The sequence below is a fragment of the Legionella sp. D16C41 genome (genome assembly GCF_048541585.1).
GTDB lineage: Bacteria > Pseudomonadota > Gammaproteobacteria > Legionellales > Legionellaceae > Legionella_C.
The window spans coordinates 2,100,602-2,126,780 of record NZ_CP183303.1; the positions used below are offsets into that span (position 1 = coordinate 2,100,602).

The window sequence follows — 26,179 nt, forward strand, 5'->3', positions numbered from 1 at the left end:
ATTGTTTAGCCAATTTTAACAGGAATACCTGAAGGATAATTAATTTCTCCCTGAATTAATTTATCATTTTTAGCTTGTAAGTTTTTATATTTTTCTAATAAATTTGTTACTAGCTTTTTTAAATTCATACCCTGATATTCAGCTAAAAGTGGATGTGCCTCGAGAAAGATAGCGCCATAGTCATAACCTAATTTAACAGGCTCATTAATAACTCTTACTGTAGTACCCACCTTGACATAATCAAATAATACTTCAATATCTTCTGGCATCATACGAATACAACCGGCACTTACTCGTGAGCCTACAATATCGCGCCGGTTTGTACCATGAATTAAGTAAGTTGGCCAACCTAACCTTAATACATGTCTACCTAAGGGATTTCCCTCGCCTGGCGGAAATGCTTCTGGAATTGGTGTACCATGACGTGCAGCTTCCGCTCTAACATTGGCCGTTGGACGCCAAATGGGATCGCGCTCCTTAGTTACAACTTTTGTTACTCCAATAGGTGTTTTCCACCCTTCTCGACCAATACCAACAGGCATCGTGACTACAACGTTATCACCGGGCACATAATAGTAAAGTCTAAATTCTGCTAAATTAATAACTAACCCTTGGCGTGGCCCAGGCGGCAAAATATGTTGTGAAGGAATTAGAACTTTAGTTTGCGGATATAATGGCCGCAAGGGATCTAACTTCGGATTGGCTTGCACCATTTCATGATAACCAATATCATAACGTATTCCTACATCGCTTAGTGTTTCTCCCGTTTTTACTGTTGCATACTGTATTTTACCAATTAAATCACTGTGTTCTGAAATAACCCATGTTGTTGCATGAGAAGTTAATGTAAAGAAGATGAAGAAGAAAAATAAACAACTAATAAAATAACAACTTGGCAGTATTAAGTAGTTAATTTTCATAGTTAAGCTTTTTTAATTTGTTAAATATAATTTAACTGATGATTAACAATAAAAGTAGCCTTTTATACTAGATATACTTTATTTCTTATTTATTAGATTTATTTTAAGAATGCAGAGTAAACAAATTACATAAATTCTCTTGTTAGATAACCATTACCATTCATATCCTTGCAAGCAAGATATCTATTTTTATGTAGATCCAATTTAAGTACGAAGATGGGTTTCCGCCTGCGCGGAAATGACAGCATGTTTAAGCTGTCTTATAGTAGTTTATGTGAACAATTAAGTAAACTGACTTAAGAAAAACCCTGTCATACCCGCGCAGGCGGGTATCTATTTCTATGAAGGTTCAGTGCCAGTCTGAGGATGGATTTCCGCCTGCGCGGAAATGACAAAATCTTTGAGCAAGAGTGGTATGGCTTATGCAAAAAACGTTTAAACACATCAGCTATACTAACTTAAAAACAGTGCTGTCATACCCGCGTAGGCGGGTATCTATCTATCAAAAATTATCCAATGATTAAATCAAGCTACTGAGGATTTTTTGTTCTATAAGATTTATTTTCATTACCTATTCTATTTTTTATGCGTTTCTCTCTAGTAATTGCTTCATAGACGTCCGCATGAATTTCATAATAATCTTAGCGATGAATGTTGTATTTCGTGTTGTGTGTTTTGCAGGTTATATTATCTTACTTTAGTGCCAAGGCAGAAATAATTTGCCCGACTGCGCGGGCATGAAAGATTTTTTATCATATATACAGTAAATTTATATATGTTTTCTTAAAACTTGACGGTAACAATGCATCTTACCTTAGTTTCAAGAACAGCTTAAGCTAATGCTAAACTTAAGCTGTTTTTATTAATTAACACTTTTACTAAATTGTTCGTCAAGCTTAAAACGTTGACCGTATTGGTTTTCTAGCTTAGCAAATAACGCATTTAACTTATCATGACCAAAATGTTTAGCATAATTCATTGGTCCACCCCGAAATGGAGCAAAACCTGCTGCAAAAATCATTGCACCATCTAAAAGATCACTATCTGCGACAACCCCTTCTCGTAAGCAAGCAGCAGATTCATTAACCATTCTTAAAATTAACCTATCTGCAATCTCTTGATAAGGCTTATCCGTTTGGGGTTTTTTCTTAATAGGTTTGCCGTTTTTATAGCGATAAAAACCTTCACCAGTTTTACGGCCAAGCTTACCGGCTTTAACCATATCGCGTAATTTCTGCGGAACAGTACCACCATAATGTTTAGTTAAATTTTCAGCCACAGCTAAACAAACATCCATACCAACTGTATCTGCCAATTCTACAGGCCCCATAAACATCCCAAACTCTTTCGCAGCTTCATCAATCGTTTCACCAGTATAACCTTCCTCAAGTAATTGCACGCATTCCATTAAATAAGGCATTAATACACGATTAACTAAGAAACCTGGGCTTGATTTTACAGGTAGAGGCAAACGACTAATTTGATTTACAAACGCACAAGCCTTATCTTTAACTTCAGTTGTTGTTTTATTACTGCTGACAACTTCTACTAACTCCATTTTTGCCACTGGATTAAAATAGTGGATACCAACTAGTCGACTTGGATTAGCCATTACCGCACTTATTTCATCTAATGGAATACTGGAGGTGTTAGTTGCAATAATTGCATCAGCTTTTGCTTTTTCTTCTACCTCTTTCATAATGGCTTGTTTAACTTCTAAATTTTCAAATACCGCCTCAATAATTACATCAGCATTTGCGATACCAAAACCATTTGGGTCAGCAATTAACCTATCCATGGCTGCTTGAATTAAGCGAGGTTTTTTTAGTTTCTTTTTAAATAAAGTATATGCACGTGCGATAGCGGGTCCAATTTGCGCATAAGATTTATCTTGTAAAGTAACTCTTAGTCCACGCAATGCACACCATGCAGCAATATCACCACCCATCACTCCAGCACCAATAACGTGAACATGTTCTGCCTTAAAATCACTTGCTTTAGCAAATCCTTTCATTCGCTCACGTAGTAAGAATGCTCGAATAAGATTTTTAGCAGTTTCACCGCGTGTAACTAACTGCTCAACTGAATCTATCTCTTTTAAATAAGCACGTTCCCCTTTACCCCCTTCCTTTTCCCATAAATCAATGGCGGCAAAAGGCGCAGGATAATGTTGCTTTCGTACTCGTTTTGCGACGTTATAACGAATGATTGGTGCCAATATAGGTCGTACCCAAGCATAATTAGTTAAAGATTCCATAAAAGTTGGTTGATGTTTTTTAGGTTTATTTTTAATAAAATAAACAGCAGCTCGCTTTAATTGCCGTACTGGCACAACATCATCAACAAATCCCATCGCCTTTGCTTTATAAGCCGCAATCGGTGCACCTGTTAAAATGACTTTAGTTAAAGCGTTAAAGCCACCAATTAATTGTACTAATCGAACTGTTCCACCCCAACCTGGATGAATACCTAACATAATTTCTGGTAAGCCTAAACGTGTATCTGGCTCATCTGAAGCAACACGATAATCACAAGCTAAAGCTAACTCTAAGCCGCCGCCCATACAAAAACCATCAATCATAGCAACTGTAGGTATAGTTAGAGCTTCTAATCGAGAAAAAACTGTTTGCCCTTTCCTTAAAAATTCTACCGCTTCATCGGGCGTTTGAAATTTTGAAAAAGCATTAACATCAGCACCTGCAATAAAGCCTTTATTTTTAGCAGAGTAAATCACTAAACCTTGTACTGAGGATTGTTTAGCAATTTCTTGTAAAATACTATTTAATTCATCTAACACTTCTGCATTAATAGAATTTAATACACTACCTGCACGATCTATAGCTAACCAAATAATGTTTTGAGCATCTGTTTCAATTTTCCAGTGTTTATAGTTGTTCATTATCCTTTTACCTCAGTCACTCTTTCTAAATACATTGCCCCACCTTGGCCACCACCAATACAAATTGCAGCCATACCATGAGTACCATTTGTTTGTTTTAATGATTGTAAGGTATGGAGAACAATTCTTGCGCCACTTGCTCCAATTGGATGTCCAACTGCAACTGCTCCGCCATCTTTATTTACTTTATCCAAAGAAGGTGCTCCAAGCGCCTGTTTTAATCCTAATTGCTCACGACAATACTCTGTATCATCCCAGGCAGCTAAACAACCTAAAACTTGGGCAGCAAACGCTTCATTAATTTCCCAGCAATCTAAATCGCTTGGCTTTAAATGATGGCGTTCTAAAATAGGCGTAGCTGCATGTACGGGTCCAAGACCCATATGAGCTGGATCTAGTGCTGCCCATTGAACATCTACAATTCGACCTAATACGGGCAAATTATATTTTTTAACAGCATCAGCACTGGCTAAAAGTAACAAACAAGCCCCATCGGTAACTTGGGAGCTATTCCCTGCAGTAACCATCCCATATTTCTTATCAAAGAACGGTTTAAGCGTACCTAATTTTTCAATTGTAGTATCTTCTCTTAAGCCTGTATCTCGGGTATAAACTTGCCCTTTATTATCAATAATAGGCGTTACTTCTGTCATACGTCCTTCAGCATAAGCTCGTGCTAAACGTTGATGACTCTCATACGCAAAAGTATCCATTTGTTCACGAGTAATATTAAAGCGATAAGCAACTTTTTCAGCAGTCTGCCCCATGTTTAAACCCACAATAGGGTCAGTCAAACCACGTAATAAGGCAATAACAGGTGCTAAATAGCCTGGCTTAAATTGCATAGCTAGACGTGCCCGCTGGCCTACACTTTTCGCAGCCATCCAACTTCCTAACCATGAAGCCATTTTTTGATTAAACAGTAAAGGAGCATGGCTCATTGCCTCAGTGCCACCCGCTAGAATTAAGTCGCTTCGACCAGAAGAAATTTGTAAGGCAGCATTATCTAAGGCTTGTAGACCTGAAGCACAATTACGCATAACCGTAAAAGCCGGCATCCGGTGACCACACCCTAATCGTAATGATATTACACGCGCAATATTTGCTTCATCAGGGCCAGGCATAGCTGCACCAATAATAACCTCATCTAGATCAGTAGGTGAAAAAGGTTGACGACTTAATAAAGACATGCCCGCAGCTACTGCTAAATCAGAACCACTAAAAGGTCCTACATTTTTAGCTTTAAGAAAAGGGGTACGATTGCCATCTACTACATACACATCCCTACCACCTAGATTCGACTTGTGTTTCATTACTCCTCCTATCATTCATCATGCGCTTAGTAGTCACTGCAATTATATAGCGCTATCCACTAAGTTTTATACTGCTACAAGATTGCAAAGCTCAGCCAACGCCATTACATACCTTAGCCTCACTCACTTGCGCCTAATCTAAAACTTAGTGGATGGCGCTATAAGGGTCTACCCTGAACTATTTAAATATCAGAAGTTTACACTAAATTTGTATAAATCAGAATGAAATGGACAGCAAAGATAATTACTAACGTGAATTCTGAATAAGCCTTATAAATTTATCACCATTTATATAAAAGATAGCAGTTAATGAACCATTTCGTAAATTATATTAGATAACTTAAATCAATATTTTTTAATACGAATTTCATGCATGAGATTGACGTGACGAAAATAACTGTTATACTTCGCCGCATTACTTGGAGAGATGGCCGAGTGGTCGAAGGCGCTCCCCTGCTAAGGGAGTATGGGAGAAATCCCATCGAGGGTTCGAATCCCTCTCTCTCCGCCAGTCATACGCGCCCGTAGCTCAGTTGGATAGAGTATCTGGCTACGAACCAGGGGGTCGGAGGTTCGAATCCTTCCGGGCGCGCCATTTTTGGCTGGTCTATTCCAAAGACATGAGTTGCAAATTACAGATATGCTCATCAAAATAGTGGTGTAGCAAAATTGTAACACTTCCTTTTCTACACTGGTTACAAGTAACCATTTTTACCACATGCTAATGAACTAATTCTATTTGCAGCTATTTGTAAATGAGCACTTGAAAGATGTGCATATCGCAACACCATTTCAAAATTTGACCATCCGCCTAGCTGCTGTAACTCTTGTAAGCTTATTCCATTTTGAACATGCCAACTTGCCCAAGTATGCCTTAAATCATGCCAGCGAAAATTATCTATACCAGCTCGCTTTAAAGCATTTTTCCAAGCTTTCGTATTACATTACTCAATCGCAAAATTTTTTAAGATATTAAATATAACTAAATTATTGCGCTATTATAATGAGGCAAAATTAAGCTAAAATCTGCGGCTCATATAATTAGATTAAAGAATGGGAGGCAGCGATGGCTATTAATACAGCTGACATATTAAAACTACGCAGATTCAATTTGTAAGTGCAATTGTTAGCTTTCAACAAATCACTCTGATATTAATTTAAATTTTATATAATTAATATCTCTTTAATTTTTCAATCGAGCAATGTTGTTTAAATAAGCATAAAGTAAAAATATCGTTTCTTCATTTACTATATTATGTTATTTTTCAGCATGTTGCCAGTCACTTTCTATAAAGGAATAGTTAAAAATGCAATTTCTATCAAATTTTTTTAAGCGAATTAGTGCTCCTACTAGTTTAACCAGTAGACGGGAATTTACATCTTTAGGGCCAATCGCGGAACCTGCATGCACTATTTCAAATATACCCATGCTTGCAGTAGCTTTTTATTATAATGACCCTACACTGATGTTTGCAGCAACTGCTTCAGCTCTAAGCCATGCTATTCTTAACCAGGGATTACATGATCTTGATATGATGGGTGTTGCCCTAATTGGTATTAAGGCAATTGGAAATAGCAGACTTATCTTAAATAATCCCCAATTACTCCTAGTAGGTGCTTTTGCAATGGCTGTAAACCTTGTAGACACTAACGTTACGCGAAGATACCCTGAATTAGTAGGGCCTTGGTTGCATGTTGCTTGGCATTTGATGGCTGCTGTCGCGATGCAACAATTTGATAGTGCTCTAAATCAAGAAATGCAAATGAACTTATAAAAATTGGCTACATCTTCGAACATTCATTAGTGTATTGAGTTTTTCATCTGGCGTAACAAAACCCAATGACTTCCAAGGGTGTGAATTTAATCGAGTAGTTATTTTTTGGATTTTCTCTGAGTCAAATTAGAAAATGAGCTACCCTTTGGAATATACTGGCGAATTAAACCGTTAGTATTTTGATTTAGGCCATGTTCCCATGAATGATATAGATGAGCAAAATACATGTTCGCCTCCAAACTTTTAGTTATAAATTCATGTTGAGTAAACTTACAACCATTGTCTGATGTAATCGTTAACACGGCTGGTTTAATAGGTAACAAAGAAACCAAAGCTTCGCTCTTTAGTAATTGAGATTAAAAATTTAATTTGTATTATTTTTACATGGGCTTTTTGTTAAGAGAAGCTCTAAGTTAGTAGCAAATTTATAGCCAAAGTGGCTTAAGAACCAGAGCTATCATAGCTTGCATGTTGAGTCCTCACCAGCTGCGTTAAAATTTTATAGAAATAAGGGTTATATCAAAATGCCGTTTGGTGATCCGGATGGCTATGAAGGAGATGCTCGAGATATTGCGGTAGGGAAGATATTATGATTCAAATTGAAAAAATAAAGGGTGAAGTGGCTCAAGTCATGTGTCAAACAATCACAGAAGATTTAATCAAAGTGTTTACTTGAAAATATATACAAGGTTCCTTATAAATCTTATCAACCTAATAAGCATACCTTTTTTCAATCAAACAGGATTGACCCATGACACAATTATATTTTATAGGTGGGGCTAGTGGCAGTGGTAAAACAGCCGTAATACCAGATTTAAAGGAACTTTTAGGCGATAATATTGCCGTTTATGATTTTGATGATATTGGTGTTCCTGAGGACGCTGATAAAAAATGGCGTCAGGAATCAACTGAAAAATGGATCAAAAAATTACTAAGCGACGGCAAAGATGCTTGTTTGTTGGGACAAATTGTTTTAGGTGAAATCCTAAGTAGCCCTTCTGCCAGCCAGATTGATAAAATTAACTTTTGTCTTTTAGATGTTAATGATTTTGAGCGTATCCAACGTCTTAAGCAGCGCAATACCTATGGCACAGATCAGAATATGCTTAACTGGTCTGCGTGGCTTCGTATGCATCATCAAGATCCAAAATGGGCTATACATGTTATTCAAGAATCTGCAGCAAGTATTATGGATTTTAGGCGATTTGACCAGCTAACAAATTATAATGATTTAGCTAATATTTTGATTCTTGATACAACTGATCTCGCTTTAAAAGAAGTTGCTTGGAAATTAGTAGATTGGATAAAGAGCAAAGAAACAGCTAACTGCGAGGTGTATGTACCAAATACAAACTATAAATTAGAACTTAATGCCAAAGATTCATTTAAGATTGTGGATCAAAAACTGTTTGAGTTTAATAAATCGTGTACCCCTGCCACACAAAAGCCAGAAGTCATTGATATAAATTTTACGATCAAAAATGGTGATAAGACTATAGCAGGTATTTGTTCGGAAGTTTATATATGGAAGATCCTTTATATCAGTGTCTTTTTTGTTGAAGAAAGCTACCGTAATCAGGGTCTTGGTACAATGTTAATTAACAAAGTTGAAGAAAAAGCAAAGCAATTAGGCGTAACTTTAGCTCATCTCGATACCTTTGATTTTCAGGCAAGATATTTTTATCTCAAACATGGATACGAAGTGTTTGGCACTCTAGATGACTGTCCAAAGGGTCATAAGCGTTACTATATGAAGAAGGTTTTATGAAATTATATTTCATCTCCTAATAATTAGTTCCACTAATGAAAAGTAATACTGTTCCTACTATCATTTTTTATTAATGGTATTATTAGATAACGCCAATGTTGAAATTATTTAGTGATAATGATTCTTAATGTTAATTAGCCTATAAGTATTTAAGCTTTGTTAGATAGAAATAGAAATGTTAACCCTTCTTATTAAAAGCGATTATTTCTCTAAGAAGCTGGTAATTATATTGATATAATTTTTTATGGCTTGTGTTCCAGGTTCCTGTTTTAACCATAAAACCAATCATACCAATGACTTTGCTTAAACGTAGAATTGGCAGCATTCTACTGTAATTAGGTAGAGTACGAACGCTGGCATAACCTTGCAGACTGCGTTAATTAGCCTACCTAATGCTTTGTGATTTTCTCGCATTAAAAAATATATAAGTCGATCATTATTTTTAATCAAGTGACAAATTTAATAATGTATTGTTTTAAGGTTATTCAATAGCTACCATACAGAACTTTTAGCTTTGGAAACCTAGTAGTTTAGAAGGATATTTGTATGTTTACGGATGTTAGTCGTATTTGTGGTTCTGCTCTTATTGATAAAAAAAACCGGTTTTGCAAAATTAAATTCGTAGTAGTATCAATAGGCCTATCTTCGTTAACCTATGGCGAGGTATCTCCAAATCTAGATACTAAATTTTATCATCCAAAACAGACTCTAACATCTAAGCCTACAGTCCTTACTAACAAAAAAATTTATCTAGGTGGTATAACACTCACGCCTGGTGGGTTTTTTGCGTTAGAGGGTGTCTGGCGCTCTCGTAATATTACAAGTGATATTGGTTCAAATTTTGCTGCAATTCCTACGTTAAATCTTCCACAAGCCTATCTTCATGAATTTCGCCTATCAGCACGACAAAGTCGGCTATCTTTGCTCGCTGAGGGCAGCGTCAATTCGGAAACACTCCTGTCAGGTTATGTGGAAACAGACTTTTTAGGTAATGGCTCGGGCAATTCAAATGAGAGTAACTCTTTCGATTTACGTATTAGACAATTTTATGCCAATATTGATTGGAAAACTTCAGGCTGGCATATTTTAGGTGGTCAAGCTTGGTCATTAATTACAACCTTTACTCAAGGTATTAAAGCACGCAGTGAGGCTACGCCACCGACTATCGATGCCCAATACGTGGTTGGCTTTGCCTGGAAGCGACAGCCCCAATTACGTCTAACTAAAAATTTTGGTGAAAAAATTTGGTTAGCTATTTCTGCTGAAAACCCTCAAACGACTTTTGGCGGAACTCCTATTTGTACGCCTCTTGGCACAGGCGCAGTTTTCGGTGCAATTAGCAATATATTCTGTAGTGCCCCCGGTATAGCTACGCTGCCTTCTGTTAATAATTTCTCCTTTAATCAAGTACCCGATGTCATTGGTAAGCTTGCTTTTGATTCTCAATTAGGGGGAATTAAACTTCATCTCGAGAGTTTTGGGCTCTATCGTCAGTTTTATGATAGAGTATATTTAAATCATAATACTATACGACACAATATTACCACAAATAGTTATGGTGGCGGTTTTGGTGGTGTCATCGAGGTATTCCCTCAGTTGTTTGATATTCAAGGTAATTTCCTTTCTGGCAAAGGTATTGGCAGTTATTTAGCCGGATTATTGCCTGACGTAACTTTTCGAAGTGATGGCGGGCTTGCGCCAATACAGGAAACAGGTTTTATGGTAGGGGGAACTCTCCATATAACGCCTGCTCTAGACCTTTATATATTTGGCGGCAAAGAAGTGCAGCAAGCGAAATTCTTTTATGCAGCCATTCCAAATAATTTCTTTGGTCTAGGTATTCCAAATGCCAATAATATCGGTTGTAATTTTGAGACAGGAATTTGTAATGGACATATCAGAGAGTTATGGCAAATTAGCGGTGGATTTTGGGACAAAGCCTATGATGGCGCTTATGGCCAGTTAAAAGTAGGTTTACAATATTCTTATACCGAAAAGATCTTATTTAGTGGTACAGGAGCCCACGTAGGTCCAGTTATTAGAGGTAAACTCATTGGTGGAAAAACTAATGAGCAGATGGTTTTCTTCAGCCTTCGTTACTTTCCTTTTTCTGTTAGCTCTAATTCTAAGTTAGAGTACGTAAAGTAATATTATCTATAGTATGATTCAAAATCATAAAGATGTAGAAATAAACTTAGATCTTTAGAAGTAACGTCTAGCCTTTGTTTTTAACCAAAGCATAGAGGTTGCTTCCTTATTGTACGCTGAGCGTAAAGTCCTGCCTTAGATCTTAATATTGAGAATAATTTGTAGTGATCAATAGGTTCATTTCAGCAATATTAAGTTTTTAATTAGTCTTAAATCAAAAATAATTATTACCTGCTAATTTAATTCAAAGTATTTTTTTGCTCTTTTGTGCCAATTTTATAGACAAACTAGCAAAATCTGCTATAACGCAACCCGTAACCAATTGGTTATAAAAAAATTTCATATCTAAAAATAATAATAAAGGTAAATATGATTAATCAAAAAGTTTATGATTTAAACAAAGCAATTCTTGCCAAGAATCTTGAGCAAGTTGGACTTTTATTGGAAGAATTTAATGAAGAGAGTATCAACGAATATGATGGTACAGGTTTAACAGCAAAAAGAAGACCCATAGATTGTGCAGTTGAGTCAGGCTCAGTAATTATCCTTGAACAAATTTTAGTAAAAAAACCAAAGCTTGATGAGCCTTGTGAAAGCACAGGCTTTAATCCTATTCACTTAGCTGTAAGAGAATTAGATGGCTCAGAACTTGAAGAAACTTTAAAAGTATTATATTTAGCTAACGCTGATTTCCGGGCAAAAGAAAAAGGTACAGGCTTTTCTCTCTTACATGTCGCCCTTAATCAAAACAAATCATATTTAGTAGAACCTTTAACTACCCAATGTCGATGTGATATCAATGCAACGGATAGAAATTTTCAAACACCATTACAAATTGCTATAGATAAGCATGGTCTTCACAATGATATAACTGATGGCATTAGAAGCCTTGGCGGAAAAGAATATTCTAACGGTACTGCTGAATTGCACGAAAGATTTAATCAACAATATAATAAATATTTAAAGTACGCAAAACGTTACCCGGTAAAATTTCGCCAGCCATCCAATCCAATTGCAGATGATATTGAACTAGAGCAAAATAAAGAAGAGAAAGCTGAGGTGGTAACTAATTCGAGTCCACTTATTCAACATACTATGCATAAGAAACCTGCAGAAGCGCTTAATAGAGCGATGATTAATACTTTTGTGAAAGGAATTGTAAGTGCAGCATCTGATAAGCTTTATAGCGTTTATTTCAATAATTTAATGCGTAAAGATAATAAAGAACAATTAATCGATGTTATCGTCAATACCTGCGAAGATATCAAGATAACAAGGGGCGTAAAAGATAATGCAATATACACAAAAAGAATTAATGATTTACTTGAAGTAAAAAATAACCTCAAGGAGACTATGAATTTAACAGAAGTATCCAATACTTTGTAATAAGAAAAAAATAAATTGTAGTTTGTTTTTGTGTCACTGCAATCTTAAGCAGTGATACAAAACCATATTCTTTAATGGCTTTGTGGTACATGATGAAAGTTAATCAACTCAATCTAGCTAAAAACAGAGCTTCTCTTTGTTATATTTGCTTACTTTTAATTATACGATGAGAAAAAATTAAAATTATTTTAAACTACAGATAAGTTCTAGGCGACAAAACTCTAATTTCTATGAAATACATCATTCATACTAGTGCGAAACCCTCGCATTACAATAAAGAAGCTGTCAATTACGATGCTTTTAACGAAGAAAATTCGGCTATAACGAATCAAACTATAGAAAATATACTAAAACAATATAACGTGAAAACTATACTTGATTTAACCTGTGGCACAGGCTCGCAAGTTTTTTGGTTAACTAAGCGTGGTTATTCTGTTGTTGGTGTAGATATTAACACTAATATGCTAAAAATAGCGCAAAATAAAGCGAAGCGAGAACACCTTAATATCCAATTTATTAAAGGTGACATGCGCTCTGTAAAAGTTGGTGAATTTGATGCAGTCATAACCATTTTCAATGCTATAGGTCATTTAACCAAAGCTGATTTTCAAATTACTATCGAAAATATTTACCAAAACTTAAAACCTGGTGGCTTTTATCTTTTTGATATCTTTAATTTAAGATACTTCCTAACAGATAATAATATAACTAAACTAACCATTGATTGGATTAAGGCTGAAAAAGAAAAAAAACTTCGCGAAATACAATTCAGTACAATTAATGAAGAAGGAATTTTGGCTTCTTATACAACACTTATAGAAGAATATGAATCTAGTAAGCCTAAAATTTCTAAAAGCGCACAAACATTGCAAATCTATACTAGCAAGCAACTACAAGAGCTACTGCAACAAGCTGGTTTTAAAATTTTAAGTCAATGCAATATGGATGGCTCGCCGTTCATTGAAAATAAATCAGCACGACTAATGACGATTGCGCAAAAATTATGAATTCTTAGCTATTAAATTGCTTTACGGCTGTCTCTATCGGCAAAGCATTCTCTTTCTTTAAAGATGACCAAATACTAAACTTTGGCAGCGCCACCTTAAGCTCTTCATGCAGCTGCATTTTTTTATCTTGCATACTTTTAATTTCTTTATTCACCGTATTTTTTCGTTCAATTATCCTATCTTTTGCATTTTTGATCCTTACTGCATCATTCTCGTTATCTGGTAAAACAATAGGTAACTGACTAACTATATCTAAATATTGTTTAAGTGCACTTAGTGGTTGTGCCTGTTTAATGTATTCATCTGCTATTAAAGAATAAGCCCAGAAGTCTCTAAGATTAAAGTTTAACTTAGCTTTATTTTCGTTAAGCATTTTCTCCACGCTAGTAAAATCACCATGTCGTGCATAAGAAAGCATATGCTCAAGCACTGATAATAGTTGCGTAATTTCAAATAAATCCTTAGTAGCAATCTCTACATCATTAATAATAGGCTCTAAGCCAAGCTTCATTGCACAAATATTAACAGCTCTAATGTTAGCTGGTGAATAATAGGCATGTGTGAAATTAATGAATTGAGTCCAATCTATTTTCTGTTCAGATGCTAATTTGGCAAATAATTCATTAGTGTATTGCCCGGTATCATGCTTAATAGCACTACCAATTTTAAACTGCCATTTATCATTGTCATCTTTAAAAAAAAGAATATTTTCAAAACCCACTGCATCTAAAATGATATTAGTTTTCCGATAAAAGTCTCTGTAGTGAGTTAAAAATTCAATCATAACCTTTCTGAGTTCTAGATCATTATCTAGGCGCTGCAAAATCATACCAATTCTTTCATCAATAGCGCTGTAATCATTTAAATTAAAGCTGCCTGGCGAGTTAGCTTGGTGAAGAAGCACTTTATTTACCGTAGTAAATAGCTCTTTATTGTGTTTAATTAAATAAGGATCAAGTTCTGCAGGCTCTATTTTAAAATCAAACTTTATTTGAGATTTGAAACACTTTTCGTAGGGGACAATTGATAGTGCAGCGCTTTCTTCTGTATCTTTTCCTGGAAGTTGCACAGGAAAAGTAATATGTTTCTCCCGAATACAACGTTGCTTTCCATCCTTGTCAAAACAATTATATAAAACGGCATATTTTTTTTCTAATTCCGCAAGTTTTTCAGGATTAGGATTTTCTTTCATTAATTTAATAACAACGGGTGCATTTGGGAACCGATAAAGTTTGTGAGTACCACCTTCACCAATCAACAGCGCTTTTGTTAAATCAATGGCTCCTGATTTAGTCCTTGGCACGGCTAAATTAAGGCCAATATTTACAGTAGGTAAGTCAATATCGCTATTCTCACTAGCTAATTCAAACGTCTGTTGCATAATTATCTTCATTTAATTTTGTTTAAAACTATTTTACCTTGTACAAACAGGGGATTTTAAAAGAAATTATTTAATTTACACATTATTTGCAGTTTTCCTACAAATAGAGGAAAAATAGTGGGCTTGCAAAAAAAAATGGTGTGTTTGGCATGAAATTGTTTTACTAGATGAGGTTAATAAATTGTTTTAATTGACCTCTTAATCTGCCTTGCTTTTGAAATGAAATAAGTTTTGTATGGCCACATGCCATTAATAATCTGTAATGAGCTAACGCACCATAAATAAACCATAATTTATGCGCTATTGCGAAAGCATCTAGAATTTCTGCTTTCGATGTATCAATCATAAAATTTTTATAGCAGGCATACTTAAGTTGCAAATAAGCATCATCTTCTTCTGTCAACCCATGATGGCGTTTTGCTTGCTCTAAACAGTTTATCAATGAAAAAAATGGATGAGAAATTACGATTTCCCCTAGATCAATGAAGGTAGTGGTTTGATAGGTATCATCTATAAGTATATTATTATCATGAAAATCCGGCTGAACTATAGTCTCTTTAACTGAGTAATTAGATAATTTTTTACAAAGATTGCAGACAGTAGGAAGCAGTTTCTCTAATTTATTAATTTCCTTTTCTAATAACCCATCCGCTAGCAATATGTCTTTTTCTGCAAGTAATTGCTTATATAAGGTTGGTAACTTGGCTAATCGCCAATCTGGAACACCTATATTAAAAAAAGTATTGACACTATCGCTAATAGCTAATTGCAAAGCTGTGAATTTATCAATAGCTTTACTAAGCAATATTACATTAAATTGCTTTTGCAAAATTTTCCGCAGCGGCTTGCCTGCATCTTTCATTAAAAAACAATTTAAATCTGCGTTATGCGCAATAATTTTTGGCACAGCGGCTTGAAATTTATCATGCAGTATTTCAGTAATAATAGATTCCAATGCCAGAAGTTTTGGCGTATGTTTTAAATAAATATAACCATTTGCAGTTGCAAAGCGAACTACGTAAGACCAGGGCGTGTTTTGTACTTCTTCGGGCTCCTCACTTTCTAGTATATAATGCGCTGATAAAAGATATTGAGAGCCCCAGCGAATAACTTCCTTAAGCAAATTATCATTTCCTGGTATAACGTTATTTATCATGTTTTTTCTTTGAGCTTAACATTTTATTAGACTTCCTTTTACCGAGATAGTAATTATGCGCCGCAATGAATTAAAGTATTCTGATCAACAATTAATTGTGCTTATTGAACAAGGATATCACATTAAAGGCGTCCAACTTCATTTTATTGATACAGGCTCTTTTTACAGCTTTATAATTCAAACTGAAAAAAATAAAAAATTTTTTCTAAAAATATATCCAAAAAATCAACCATTAGTGCCCATCCCTCCCACGACAAATACGCTCCATAATATGGCAATGACTCTTTATCGTTTTAGACATGAGTTTGGTCTTAAACATGTACCTTGCATTATAAAAACTATAAAAGATACTTTTTGCTTTGATACTTATGAGCTCACTCTAATACTATGTAATTACATTGTAGGCTCCCATCCTTCTTATCTCCCAAATGAATTACTATTTGACAAACTAGCCTCTTTATTAGCTAAACTTCATCAGCTTCCCACTGCAGAATTTACTTATTTTGCTCAAGAGGATTTTGATATCTCGTATGGACTTGGGTTATTAAATTATTTTAAGCAAAAAAGTTTATTTAAAGATAATATTCATACAGCAAGCTTATTTTCACAATTAAAAATTTACCAAAATCAATTAATAGAAAAACTAGAGCAACTAAAAACCTGGCAGAAACAGTTGCAACAAAAAAATATTCCTCTAGCTATTACGCATGGCGATCCCCATCATTACAATATTCTACAAACTCAAAAAGAGGTTTGGTTAGTGGATTGGGATGGTATCAAAATTGCACCTATTGAGCGCGATCTCTGGCATTATCAAGATACTAATCTACTTACGAGCTATTCTACTTTAAATCCTAATTCAACCATTGATTTAACGTTATGTAAGTTCTATCAATTGCAGCGATTTTTTGAAGATATTCGTTATTATTTAGAGCAAATTCTTTTAAAAAGAAATTCTACTAGAGCTCAAGATGAATTAGATAAAGAGGCATTTTTAAATCATTGGGGATGGCAATGTTGTCTTTAATTCGCTTTAGTTTCCCTAATAAAGCGCTATAGTCATTATTATTGTATTTATTTCATTTAAATATTATTTTAATAAAGGCTTATGAATTTCAACTAAGAACCCTTTAACAGCTTAAAATTTTTCAGTTTTATGTTTTGATAACTTAAATCGAAGAAGTAATTCATGCCGACTATTAAAATAATAGACCTCTTGCATAACCTGTTTATTTTGCGTGAGTGCAAGGCGCAAGGGTTTTGAGGAGCGAAGTTTACATGGTGTAAATGAGTACCGGAGATATCCATGCAACACAGCAATCGCGTAAACTAAACAGGTTATGCAAGAGGTCTAATGACTAAGGAGAGTTTTGATGTGCCGCTTGTGGATTTTAATACTTACAGGTTTATTTTACTTTTTTGTCAATTTAAGTGTATATGCACAATTACCTAATAATTATCAAGAGTTATCTGCGCAACAAAAACAAGATTTATTATGGGAAGAAATTACTAAAAGTAATAAAATAAACTCTTTACCCGAACTAACGGGAAATAGCTTTAAAGAAGTGTTGCAAAAATTAAAAGGAATATTTAATTTAAGCCCAACATTTGATCATGAAAGTGATGAGCTACCGGTAGGTCGTGTCAAAATTATTCATGCTAATGGTTCAGTTGGTAAAATCACTTTTATTCCAGTACCTAATCATCCTTTTACAGGTATTTACCAAACTGGTGCTATTGGTCTTGCGCGTCTTTCATTAGCTATTCCGCCGGCAGAAAATAATTACATACCAGGTATGGCGATTAAGTTTCTAGTATCACAGCATGCTTCCTTAAATTTACAAGTAATGAATTCGCTTGATGGACAGCAGGCAAATTGGAATTATTTTGCTAAAGATTTTTCAAATAAAATAGCGCACCCTACAAGCTGGGTATTAAAAGCTATTGAAAAAATCTTTGAATGGACACGTGATCCAGCTAATGATTTACCCATATGGCATTTAGCTGCCTGGACAAGTGAAGGAAAATTTGACGGTATTCCAGTCTTTCCTGAACAAATTTATTTCAAACCAAGCAGCTCAGTAATAGGAATAATTCCTGAAAATTCTCGCGAAGACTTTAGACTATCCTTTTTACAAATACCTGTAGGACCTATGTATGAAGTATATGGAAAATATCATGGCAAAGAATACCATATTGGTACCTTAATGTTAGAAAGTACTTTATTAGCTTCTTATTACGGCGATAGAGAATTATTTTTCCAACATCAACGCTAGAAAATTACAAGTGTGGTGAGAACAAAGTTTGCACTACACTTGCTATAAACGCTGGTTATTCTACCTTAACTTTTTAGCTTATTTTTGCTTCATAAGTGAAATGAATTTATTATATGGAAACTGTCAAAATCATTTATGCTACTACAGCAAATTATAGCAACTAACAACATGAATAATGGAAGAAAAACAATATTACGTTTATATATTAGCTAGTAAAGTATATGGAACTCTGTATACCGGAATTACCTCTAATCTTGTGCAACGAGTCAATCAGCATAAAGAAGATTTAGTCAAAGGATTTACTAAAAGATACAACGTTCACCACTTAGTTTATTATGAAATTCACACAGACGTCTATGAAGCAATTACTAGAGAGAAGCGCCTCAAAAAATGGAATAGGCAATGGAAAATAAATCTTATAGAACAAAATAATCCTCAGTGGCTTGATTTAAGCATTGGATTATTTTGATAGATGGATACCCGCCTACGCGGGTATGACAGCGCTTTGCTTAAGTCAACCTACTTAATTGTTTACATAAACTAATACGATACAGCTTAAAAATTCTATTATTTTCGCAATTAGCAACTTAAAACCCTGTCATTCCGCGTAGAAAGAAATTTATTAAATCCACTAAACTAAAAAATGAAATAATCTACTTTTGAGTGTATATAAAAAATACCTACAGGCAATAATGTAATTTCAATTTAGGAAACGTTTTTCTGACTTATCGGCAATATTGCCAGTTTGAGTTATCAATTCGAAAAGTAAATTTAAATAATCACTTGGGATTTGGGTATTTTGCGGCTGTTTTTGCATTGTAATACCATCAGTAAGAAAATGAATCATGCCACCTAAATCACTTTTTAGGTTGCTTATTGCTAGAAAATTATTAATTATCTTTAATTGTTCTAAATAATATTGATAAACGCTTCCTTTGGAAGAATCAGATAGTATTGAAATTAACTTATCCATTTTAATATATACTTTTTGTGCAGCATAGTACCATTCTGCTGAAAATGTATCTGTATAAAATGATTGATTATTTTTTAAGTTATATTTGAATTTGTGTAATTCATTTTTAATTTCTTCAATAACATCTGGCTTAGGTATATCAGTTATAGAATTGTTATTGGTAGAGTTATTTACTTTAAAAGGTGACAAATGCCCGACAGCACTATTGTAAAACTTAAGATAACTAGCCTCATGCTTTATACCCTTTAAATTTCTTTCAGTAATTAGCTGAATATTTTCTTCTGCAATATGAACTTCGCTTTTTGGTGTTTTTAATAATAATTTATTATTCATTAGCACTTCAAATAATTCTTTTTTCCAATGCGCATCTAATGCATTTGGAATTAATGAGTTTACAAATTCTTCAAATTGTTGAGCTAATCCCATAACCATTTCACTGTGTTTTGTACTTGATTTTGCTGGATGATCAACGATTTGGTTATAGATATATAAATATTTGTCTAGAATACTCTGTATTTTTTCATTTAAATCAAGATAAGCTGGTTGCTGATAGCGCAGACTACTAATATAGCCATCAATTAAACGAATATGAGTCTGTAATAATTCTTCATATTGAGAAAAACATTTAATAAAATCTTCTTCGTTTAAAGTAGAATAATACAAAGCGGTAACATATTGCATACTACCCTCTAAGCCATTATTTAAACCACGCGCTAATACTAATCCTGCAGCTGAGTCACCAATTAACACATAGACTGTACCATCTTTAAGAGTCACTAAGCGTTTTGCACTAAATGTTACTAAAGGTATGGTAGTAATTTTTAAAGTTTCATATTTAATATTTTCTTCACCAATAACCGAATTAATAACCTCAGCAATAGCTGCTCTAAATTCTTTTGGTAGATCTATTAAGCGCCGATAAGGATTAGCAAATGTGCCATAAGCTTGTCCATTATGATCACGCTTATCCCTTAGCTTTTTATAAACTTCGTCATCAATAAAAATACGTAACGTTGCTGAGTTATCTTTACTTTGCATCCAAATATGCACATTACCTTTAAGTAGAGAAGGTACGAAAGTTTTAAAAATTTGGTCTTTAATAAAGGAGTAATTTTTATTTTTTACCTCAAATTTAATTTCAAGGATATGGCCTACTTCAACGTTCTTAGAGGGATCTCCTTTAGTATCATTAAATACTTCCTCTCTAATTAGGCTACGTGCACCATCAGCTCCAAAAACCATACTTGCAGAAGCTAATAATTTTGATATATCGCTATCGTCTTGATCTCCCGCAAAATTTAATCGCAAAGCAGTTACTTCCCCAGAAACATGGAAAACATTAGATCTATCTTTCGTGGCATTGCGTAATTTCTCGATTAATTCTTGTGTGCGAATAAACGTTCCATTGTAATTTTTCAATAAATTTTCTTTTAAAAAAGCAATAGTATCATCAATTGATTGAATACTTTTTTGACCAAAAGTATCCTTCTTATCTAACTTTAATGAAATATCAGTCCTAATAAAATTAAGCTGGTTGATGATGCGCTCAATTGTCTCAGACCAAATTAAAAGACCGTGCTGTCTTGTTTGCGCTCTTACTTTATCTATAACATAAATAGGTTGATTAGGGAAAACTGCACTTAAAAGCACAGCCTGCATTTCCCCAACAGGGCCACCCCCGACAATTACCCAAGGCTCTATTTTGTTCTGCATAGTCTTTTAAATCAAAACAAATGTATGTTTTAATTATAGATTAGAATTTTTTAGGGCTTTTTGCGCACCAAGCGAGCACCAATAGTCTCTTGCTTAAATATCACAATCCCTTTATAAGCATACATATATAAAACAGGTAATGGATTATGATTAAGGACAAGCGGTGGATATTGAAGAATTAAAAGCTAAGTTAAAGATTAAACAAGCAACCTTAGCTGATTATCCCACTATTCAGAATATGGCGAGATTTTATGTCTATGATCTTTCGCGTGAATGCGGGTTTATATCCGTAGATTGGGCCTGTCCTGCCGATGGTCTTTATGAAAGCTTCAATTTTAAAAACTACTTCACAGACCCAACTAGAAAAGCTTTTCTTATCCTAATTGGTGATGAACTGGCAGGCTTTGCTCTTTTAAATCAGGTAGGTATTTATCCAGATACTATGTGGAACATGGGAGAGTTTTTCATCCTTGCTAAATTTCAAGGAAAAGGCGTTGGCTGCCTTTCTGCTTTTCAACTATGGCAAATGCACCCAGGATTATGGGAAGTTTCAGTTATTCCAGAAAACTACCGTGGCTTAGCATTTTGGCGAAAAACTATTGCAAAATTTACTAATGAAGATTACCAGGAAAAAGTGACATCCGTTGATTATGATTTTCAGCAGCCTAAACGAGTTATTTTTCGTTTCACAACTAATGCACATCAACAGTCGCAACCACTTGTAAACAATGAAAAATATGCAATTAGCATTATAGATAAAATCGATGAAGCAACTGAGAGTCATATGACCCGTGATCTCATTGCTTATGAAACAAGTCATGGTATAGACGTCAATTATCGACGGTTTTCAGTGATTATTATCAATGAAAGAAAAGAGATTTTTGGCGTTCTTAATGCCTATACTGCATTTGCTGAAATTTATATTGATGATATCTGGATAGACCATTCTTATCGCGGTAAAGGCTATGGCAAACAATTATTGTTAGCTCTTGAAAATAACTTTAAAGGAAAAGGCTTTAATAATATTAATTTAGTAACCAGTGCATTTCAGGCGCCAGAATTTTATCTAAAATGCGGCTTTGAAAGAGAATTTATAAGAATAAATAAGAAAAATCCAAAATTGAGTAAATCTTTCTTTGTAAAATTTTTTAATGAAGAGTCAGAAACGCAAGGTTTGCTGAAGTAAAAATTAAATAAGAAATTACCTCATGGTGTTAACTTAAGAATAACTTTGTCCTTCCCGTGTAGGCAGGTATCTATTTTTATATAGACTCAGTGTAACCATGAAAATGGATTTCCGCCTACGCGGAAATGACAGAGTTTTGAGCTGTATCGTATTAGTTTATGTAAACAATTAAGTAGGTTGACTTAAGCAAAGCCCTGTCATACCCATGCAAGCGAGTATCTTTCTCTATGTAGTTTCAGTGCCAATCTGAAGATGGATTTCCGCCTGCGCGGAAATGACAGAGTTTTTGAGCTGTATCGTATTAGTTTATGTAAACAATTAAGTAGGTTGACTTAAGCAAAGCGCTGTCATACCCGCGCAGGCGGGCATCTATCTCTATGTAGTTTCAGTGCCAATCTGAAAATGGATTTCCGCCTGCGCGGAAATGACAGAATCTTTAAGCAAGAGTGGTATGGCTTATGCAAAAAATGTTTAAATACATCAGCTACAACTTAAAAATAGTCCTGTCATACCGGTGCAGGCGGGTATCTATCTCTATGTTGGCACCGTGCAACTATGAAGATAGATTTTCGCCTGCGCGGAAATGACAGCATCTTTGAGCAAGAGTGGTATGGCTTATGCAAAAAACGTTTAAACACATCAGCTACAACTTAAAAACAGTCCTGTCATACCCGTGCAGACGGGTATCTATCTCTATGTTGGCACTGTGCAACTATGAAGATGGATTTCCGCCTGCGCGGAAATGACAAAGTTTTAAGGTGCTGAGGCGGAAATAATAGAATTTTTAAGCTGTATCGTATGAGTTTAGTTAAGCGCTTAATGGTGTCAATTTAAAAACAGCGCTGTCATACCCGCGCAGGCGGGTATCTATCTCTATGTTGGCACCGTGCAACTATGAAAATGGATTTCCGCCTGCGCGGAAATGACAAAGTTTTAAGGTGCTGAGGCGGAAATAATAGAATTTTTAAGCTGTATCGTATGAGTTTAGTTAAGCGCTTAATGGTGTCAATTTAAAAACAGCGCTGTCATACCCGCGCAGGCGGGTATCTATCTCTATGTTGGCACCGTGCAACTATGAAAATGGATTTCCGCCTGCGCGGAAATGACAAAGTTTTAAGGTGCTGAGGCGGAAATAATAGAATTTTTAAGCTGTATCGTATGAGTTTAGTTAAGCGCTTAATGGTGTCAATTTAAAAACAGCGCTGTCATACCCGCGCAGGCGGGTATCTATCTCTATGTTGGCACCGTGCAACTATGAAAATGGATTTCCGCCTGCGCGGAAATGACAAAGTTTTAAGGTGCTGAGGCGGAAATAATAGAATTTTTAAGCTGTATCGTATGAGTTTAGTTAAGCGCTTAATGGTGTCAATTTAAAAACAGCGCTGTCATACCCGCGCAGGCGGGTATCTATCTCTATGTTGGCACCGTGCAACTATGAAGATGGATTTCCGCCTGCGCGGAAATGACAGAATTCTTAAAGCGATATTATTAGAGATCACTCTCTAAACTACTACAACTTTAGTATAACCATCAAAAATTTTAACTTCGACTTGAAATTTTACTAATTGAGTTATTTAAAATCTTTTATTTAAGGTAGACACCAGCTGCTTAAAGTAAATCTGATATAATACTCTCATTTAATATTTAGATATTTGTAAATCCAATGACCCAGTTGAGTGAATTATTCACGATTATAAAGAAGCAACTTCGATTGCATGGTTTCACTTATAAAACCTTAGCCGATAAATTGCATTTATCAGAAGCCAGTATTAAACGAATTTTTAGTCAAGAAGATACTAATATTAGCCGCTTAGAAGAAATTTCCTCCTGCTTAAATATGACGCTTGCTGATATGTTTGAATTATTAGAAAAAAGTAAAACGAAAATTTCTAGTTTAACTATAAAGCAGGAAGAAGAACTAGTTAAAGACCTAGGCTTGCTATTAGTAGCGATCTGTATTCTTAATCACTGGAATTTTAACGATATTTTAAATTACTACACCATTTCTGAACATGAATTAATTCGTTACGCAGCCCGGCTTGATCAAATGAAGATTATTGAGTTTTTGCCTGGTAATCGCTTTAAACGACTTGTTGATCAAAATTTCCATTGGATTCCAAATGGACCGATTCAACGTTTCTTTCAAAAAACAATTCAAGATGATTTTTTTAACTGCAAATTTGAAGAACCTACTGAGTTGTATTTAGTGCGAAGTGGAATGTTAAGTGAACAAGATAATCAATTATTTCAACAAATTTTAGTTAAAACTGCTAATGAATTTGCAAAGCTTTGCCGAGAAACGGTAGACATTCCTATTGATAAACGCCATGGGACAGCATTAATCATTGCTATTCGCCCATGGGTTCCAGAAATTTTTAATAACTTAAAACGTCCTAATTAACTATATTCAAACTTAACTACCGGCTTGTTGCATGCCTGTAGATGAAGATATAAAGCATTAACTTGTTGTTTTACTTCAGAAGCTTTACTATTAATGCCCATAACAGAACCAAAAGTTACACTAACTTCACCACGACACTTACTTTTAATATATTTTTTAGCACGTGAAGTGCGTGATCCCCACAAACCATGTAAATAAAATGGAATAATTAAAGCTTTTGTATTTAAAGCAGCACGTTCAAAGCCACTATGAAATTTACCTAATTCACCATCTAAAGTTAGTTGGCCTTCTGGAAATAAAGCAATCACCTCACCAGCATTTAGCGCACGCCTAATCTCCGCTAAAGCTGCTTGAGATTTCCCTGGCGCAATAGGAATAGCTTTAAAAAATTTAAGTAGCCATTTTAAATACGGTTTATTATAAAAAGCCTCATCTATAACGAACCGTACTGGCCGCGGACAGGCAGCTTGTAATAGAGCCCAATCAATAAAGCTTACATGATTTCCTAATAATAATACTCCACCTTGAGTAGGTATATTCTGCACATGATAAATACAAAATCCATAAATGATTCGTAGAATAAAAGAAAAAATATAACGTATTAATAGATGCGGCCAAATTATTAATGTATAAAGTGCGCCAAGCGATGAAATAACACATAAAAGGTTAAGTAGTAGCAAACTATCTATTTGGTAGATGTAAGACAGCACTCCTAAACCAAGAAATCCTAACATAAAACAATTTTGCAAAAAATTACTGGCTGATTGAACTTTTCCAGCTACCTGTTTTGGCGAATAATACTGGATTAATGCATTTAGCGGCACAATTAGCATGCCGCCAAAAAAACCATAAATTAAAAAGAGGGCAAGAATAGCGAAATAACTTGTTAAATAAGGTAAAAAATAAAGACTAACAGTTATGCCAATAGTACTAATGGGAATTAATCCTAATTCAATAAAAAATTTAGAACTTCGACCTGAATATAAAGCACCTAGTAGTATACCAATACCAGCAATGGCTAAAGAACCTTGCGCAAAAAGTACATTGACCTGCCCCATATGCTCTTTTAAAAATGCACCATAGCTTGCCAAAAGTAATTGATTAATTGCATAAAATATAGATAACCCAATAATACAAATAAAAATAATATGAGGTTTTCGGGTATGAGATAGGTAGGCTCTTAAATACTTTCCTTTAAAATAATTTACAACTTTATAGCATGAGTTAGGATCAACCGCTTCTTTTTTAATTAAGCAAAAGGCCATACAAGTTTCAAAAATTGAAAAAAGAATTAAGAGAAAGCCAATGGGCGCAAACGCATTTAGTATATGTTCCTTATCTAGAGAATGTTGTAAATGTGCTAAATTTATGCAGTAAGTAAATAAGGAAGTAAAAATAAAAGTCGCCCCTAAAATTGATATAATTGTTAAAGTCTGGACTATGGCATTCGCCTGTGCTAAATGCTCCTTACCAAACAATTCTTTAATATAGCCATATTTAGCAGGTGAATTTAAAGTACTTTGCACCGCAAGTAGCAAAGTCATAAAAAAAGCACCAACAAAATAACCCTGAAAGTAGCACCAAGTAATAATTATTGTAAGCGGAATTGCTAAAGCGGCTGTGACTCTTAAAACGATTACTTTAGAAAATCGATCAGCAATAAATCCCGCAGGCGTAAATAATAAAATATATGGAAGTAAAATAAACGCATTAATAATCGATGATAACAGTGTATAAACAGAGCTAGGTGAAGACTGATATAAGGTATCTTGTATTAAAATTTTATGACTTATATCGATAAACGTATTTAAAAAAACCAATAAAAGGTAAGGCCAAAACCCTTTTACTTTAAAAATTTTCATTTTAACACCTTATGA

At 34.6% G+C, this 26,179-nt stretch carries 18 protein-coding genes, 2 tRNA genes and 1 pseudogene; 12 read left to right on the forward strand and 9 right to left on the reverse strand.

Translation table 11 applies throughout. The features are described 5' to 3' along the window. Window positions 1-5: 5 nt before the first annotated feature. From ACNVED_RS09180 to ACNVED_RS09190, 3 genes are all read right to left on the reverse strand, one after another. Window positions 6-920, reverse strand: coding sequence for a L,D-transpeptidase family protein (locus tag ACNVED_RS09180; protein ID WP_419418725.1), 915 nt, complete (start codon window positions 918-920; stop codon window positions 6-8). A gap of 862 nt (window positions 921-1,782) precedes the next feature. Beyond that, entirely contained in the window at window positions 1,783-3,819 is a 2,037-nt protein-coding gene (locus ACNVED_RS09185; protein WP_419418726.1) for a 3-hydroxyacyl-CoA dehydrogenase NAD-binding domain-containing protein, read from the reverse strand. After that, entirely contained in the window at window positions 3,819-5,132 is a 1,314-nt protein-coding gene (locus ACNVED_RS09190; protein ID WP_419418727.1) for an acetyl-CoA C-acetyltransferase, read from the reverse strand. Before ACNVED_RS09190 ends, ACNVED_RS09185 begins: the two co-directional genes overlap by 1 nt. Window positions 5,133-5,553: 421 nt before the next feature. On the opposite strand from ACNVED_RS09190, the gene ACNVED_RS09195 reads away from it, so the two are divergent. Beyond that, window positions 5,554-5,643, forward strand: a tRNA-Ser gene (locus ACNVED_RS09195). Window positions 5,644-5,650: 7 nt separating this feature from the next. Beyond that, window positions 5,651-5,727, forward strand: a tRNA-Arg gene (locus tag ACNVED_RS09200). Between the two features lie 100 nt (window positions 5,728-5,827). Here ACNVED_RS09200 and ACNVED_RS09205 read toward each other — a convergent pair. Continuing rightward, window positions 5,828-6,076 (reverse strand): annotated as a pseudogene (locus ACNVED_RS09205) (tyrosine-type recombinase/integrase); the annotation flags it as partial. 363 nt (window positions 6,077-6,439) lie between these two features. Here ACNVED_RS09205 and ACNVED_RS09210 point away from each other — a divergent pair. Continuing rightward, a complete protein-coding gene (locus ACNVED_RS09210; RefSeq protein ID WP_419418728.1) occupies window positions 6,440-6,907 on the forward strand; it encodes a hypothetical protein in 468 nt (155 codons plus the stop codon). Between the two features lie 98 nt (window positions 6,908-7,005). On the opposite strand, the gene ACNVED_RS09215 is transcribed toward ACNVED_RS09210, so the two are convergent. Further along, window positions 7,006-7,209 carry an IS30 family transposase gene (locus ACNVED_RS09215; protein ID WP_419421167.1) on the reverse strand — a complete coding sequence of 68 codons (204 nt, stop codon included), beginning with the start codon at window positions 7,207-7,209 and terminating at the stop codon, window positions 7,006-7,008. A gap of 449 nt (window positions 7,210-7,658) precedes the next feature. Between ACNVED_RS09215 and ACNVED_RS09220 the strand changes: the two genes are divergently transcribed. The 4 genes from ACNVED_RS09220 to ACNVED_RS09235 all read left to right on the forward strand — a co-directional run bounded on the left by ACNVED_RS09220 (window position 7,659) and on the right by ACNVED_RS09235 (window position 13,216). Further along, window positions 7,659-8,675 (forward strand): GNAT family N-acetyltransferase, encoded by a 1,017-nt coding sequence (locus ACNVED_RS09220; RefSeq protein ID WP_419418729.1) that lies wholly within the window; start codon window positions 7,659-7,661, stop codon window positions 8,673-8,675. Between the two features lie 546 nt (window positions 8,676-9,221). Further along, window positions 9,222-10,823, forward strand: a complete 1,602-nt coding sequence (locus ACNVED_RS09225) for a hypothetical protein (RefSeq protein WP_419418730.1) — start codon at window positions 9,222-9,224, stop codon at window positions 10,821-10,823. A gap of 369 nt (window positions 10,824-11,192) precedes the next feature. Next, a complete protein-coding gene (locus ACNVED_RS09230) occupies window positions 11,193-12,209 on the forward strand; it encodes a hypothetical protein (protein WP_419418731.1) in 1,017 nt (338 codons plus the stop codon). A 230-nt stretch (window positions 12,210-12,439) separates the two neighbouring features. After that, complete coding sequence (locus ACNVED_RS09235; protein ID WP_419418732.1) at window positions 12,440-13,216, forward strand: class I SAM-dependent methyltransferase; 777 nt, start codon at window positions 12,440-12,442, stop codon at window positions 13,214-13,216. A gap of 4 nt (window positions 13,217-13,220) precedes the next feature. On the opposite strand, the gene ACNVED_RS09240 is transcribed toward ACNVED_RS09235, so the two are convergent. Beyond that, entirely contained in the window at window positions 13,221-14,597 is a 1,377-nt protein-coding gene (locus ACNVED_RS09240; protein ID WP_419418733.1) for a hypothetical protein, read from the reverse strand. A 163-nt stretch (window positions 14,598-14,760) separates the two neighbouring features. After that, on the reverse strand, window positions 14,761-15,753 hold the full coding sequence (locus tag ACNVED_RS09245; RefSeq protein WP_419418734.1) for a phosphotransferase: 993 nt from the start codon (window positions 15,751-15,753) through the stop codon (window positions 14,761-14,763). Between the two features lie 55 nt (window positions 15,754-15,808). Here ACNVED_RS09245 and ACNVED_RS09250 point away from each other — a divergent pair, with 55 nt between their 5' ends. The 3 genes from ACNVED_RS09250 to ACNVED_RS09260 all read left to right on the forward strand — a co-directional run bounded on the left by ACNVED_RS09250 (window position 15,809) and on the right by ACNVED_RS09260 (window position 18,498). Next, window positions 15,809-16,780, forward strand: coding sequence for a phosphotransferase (locus ACNVED_RS09250; RefSeq protein ID WP_419418735.1), 972 nt, complete (start codon window positions 15,809-15,811; stop codon window positions 16,778-16,780). 346 nt (window positions 16,781-17,126) lie between these two features. After that, window positions 17,127-18,029 carry a hypothetical protein gene (locus ACNVED_RS09255; RefSeq protein ID WP_419418736.1) on the forward strand — a complete coding sequence of 301 codons (903 nt, stop codon included), beginning with the start codon at window positions 17,127-17,129 and terminating at the stop codon, window positions 18,027-18,029. A gap of 175 nt (window positions 18,030-18,204) precedes the next feature. Continuing rightward, entirely contained in the window at window positions 18,205-18,498 is a 294-nt protein-coding gene (locus ACNVED_RS09260) for a GIY-YIG nuclease family protein (RefSeq protein ID WP_419418737.1), read from the forward strand. Window positions 18,499-18,729: 231 nt separating this feature from the next. Here ACNVED_RS09260 and ACNVED_RS09265 read toward each other — a convergent pair whose 3' ends face one another. Continuing rightward, window positions 18,730-20,715 carry a hypothetical protein gene (locus ACNVED_RS09265; protein ID WP_419418738.1) on the reverse strand — a complete coding sequence of 662 codons (1,986 nt, stop codon included), beginning with the start codon at window positions 20,713-20,715 and terminating at the stop codon, window positions 18,730-18,732. Between the two features lie 163 nt (window positions 20,716-20,878). Between ACNVED_RS09265 and ACNVED_RS09270 the strand changes: the two genes are divergently transcribed. Next, the gene (locus ACNVED_RS09270) at window positions 20,879-21,901 is read left to right on the forward strand and encodes a GNAT family N-acetyltransferase (RefSeq protein WP_419418739.1); all 1,023 of its coding nucleotides are present in this window, start codon (window positions 20,879-20,881) and stop codon (window positions 21,899-21,901) included. 1,663 nt (window positions 21,902-23,564) lie between these two features. Continuing rightward, complete coding sequence (locus ACNVED_RS09275; RefSeq protein WP_419418740.1) at window positions 23,565-24,302, forward strand: helix-turn-helix domain-containing protein; 738 nt, start codon at window positions 23,565-23,567, stop codon at window positions 24,300-24,302. Here the strand turns inward: ACNVED_RS09275 and ACNVED_RS09280 are convergent. Continuing rightward, the gene (locus tag ACNVED_RS09280; RefSeq protein ID WP_419418741.1) at window positions 24,299-26,164 is read right to left on the reverse strand and encodes an MFS transporter; all 1,866 of its coding nucleotides are present in this window, start codon (window positions 26,162-26,164) and stop codon (window positions 24,299-24,301) included. The genes ACNVED_RS09275 and ACNVED_RS09280 overlap by 4 nt on opposite strands. Window positions 26,165-26,179 lie beyond the last annotated feature (15 nt).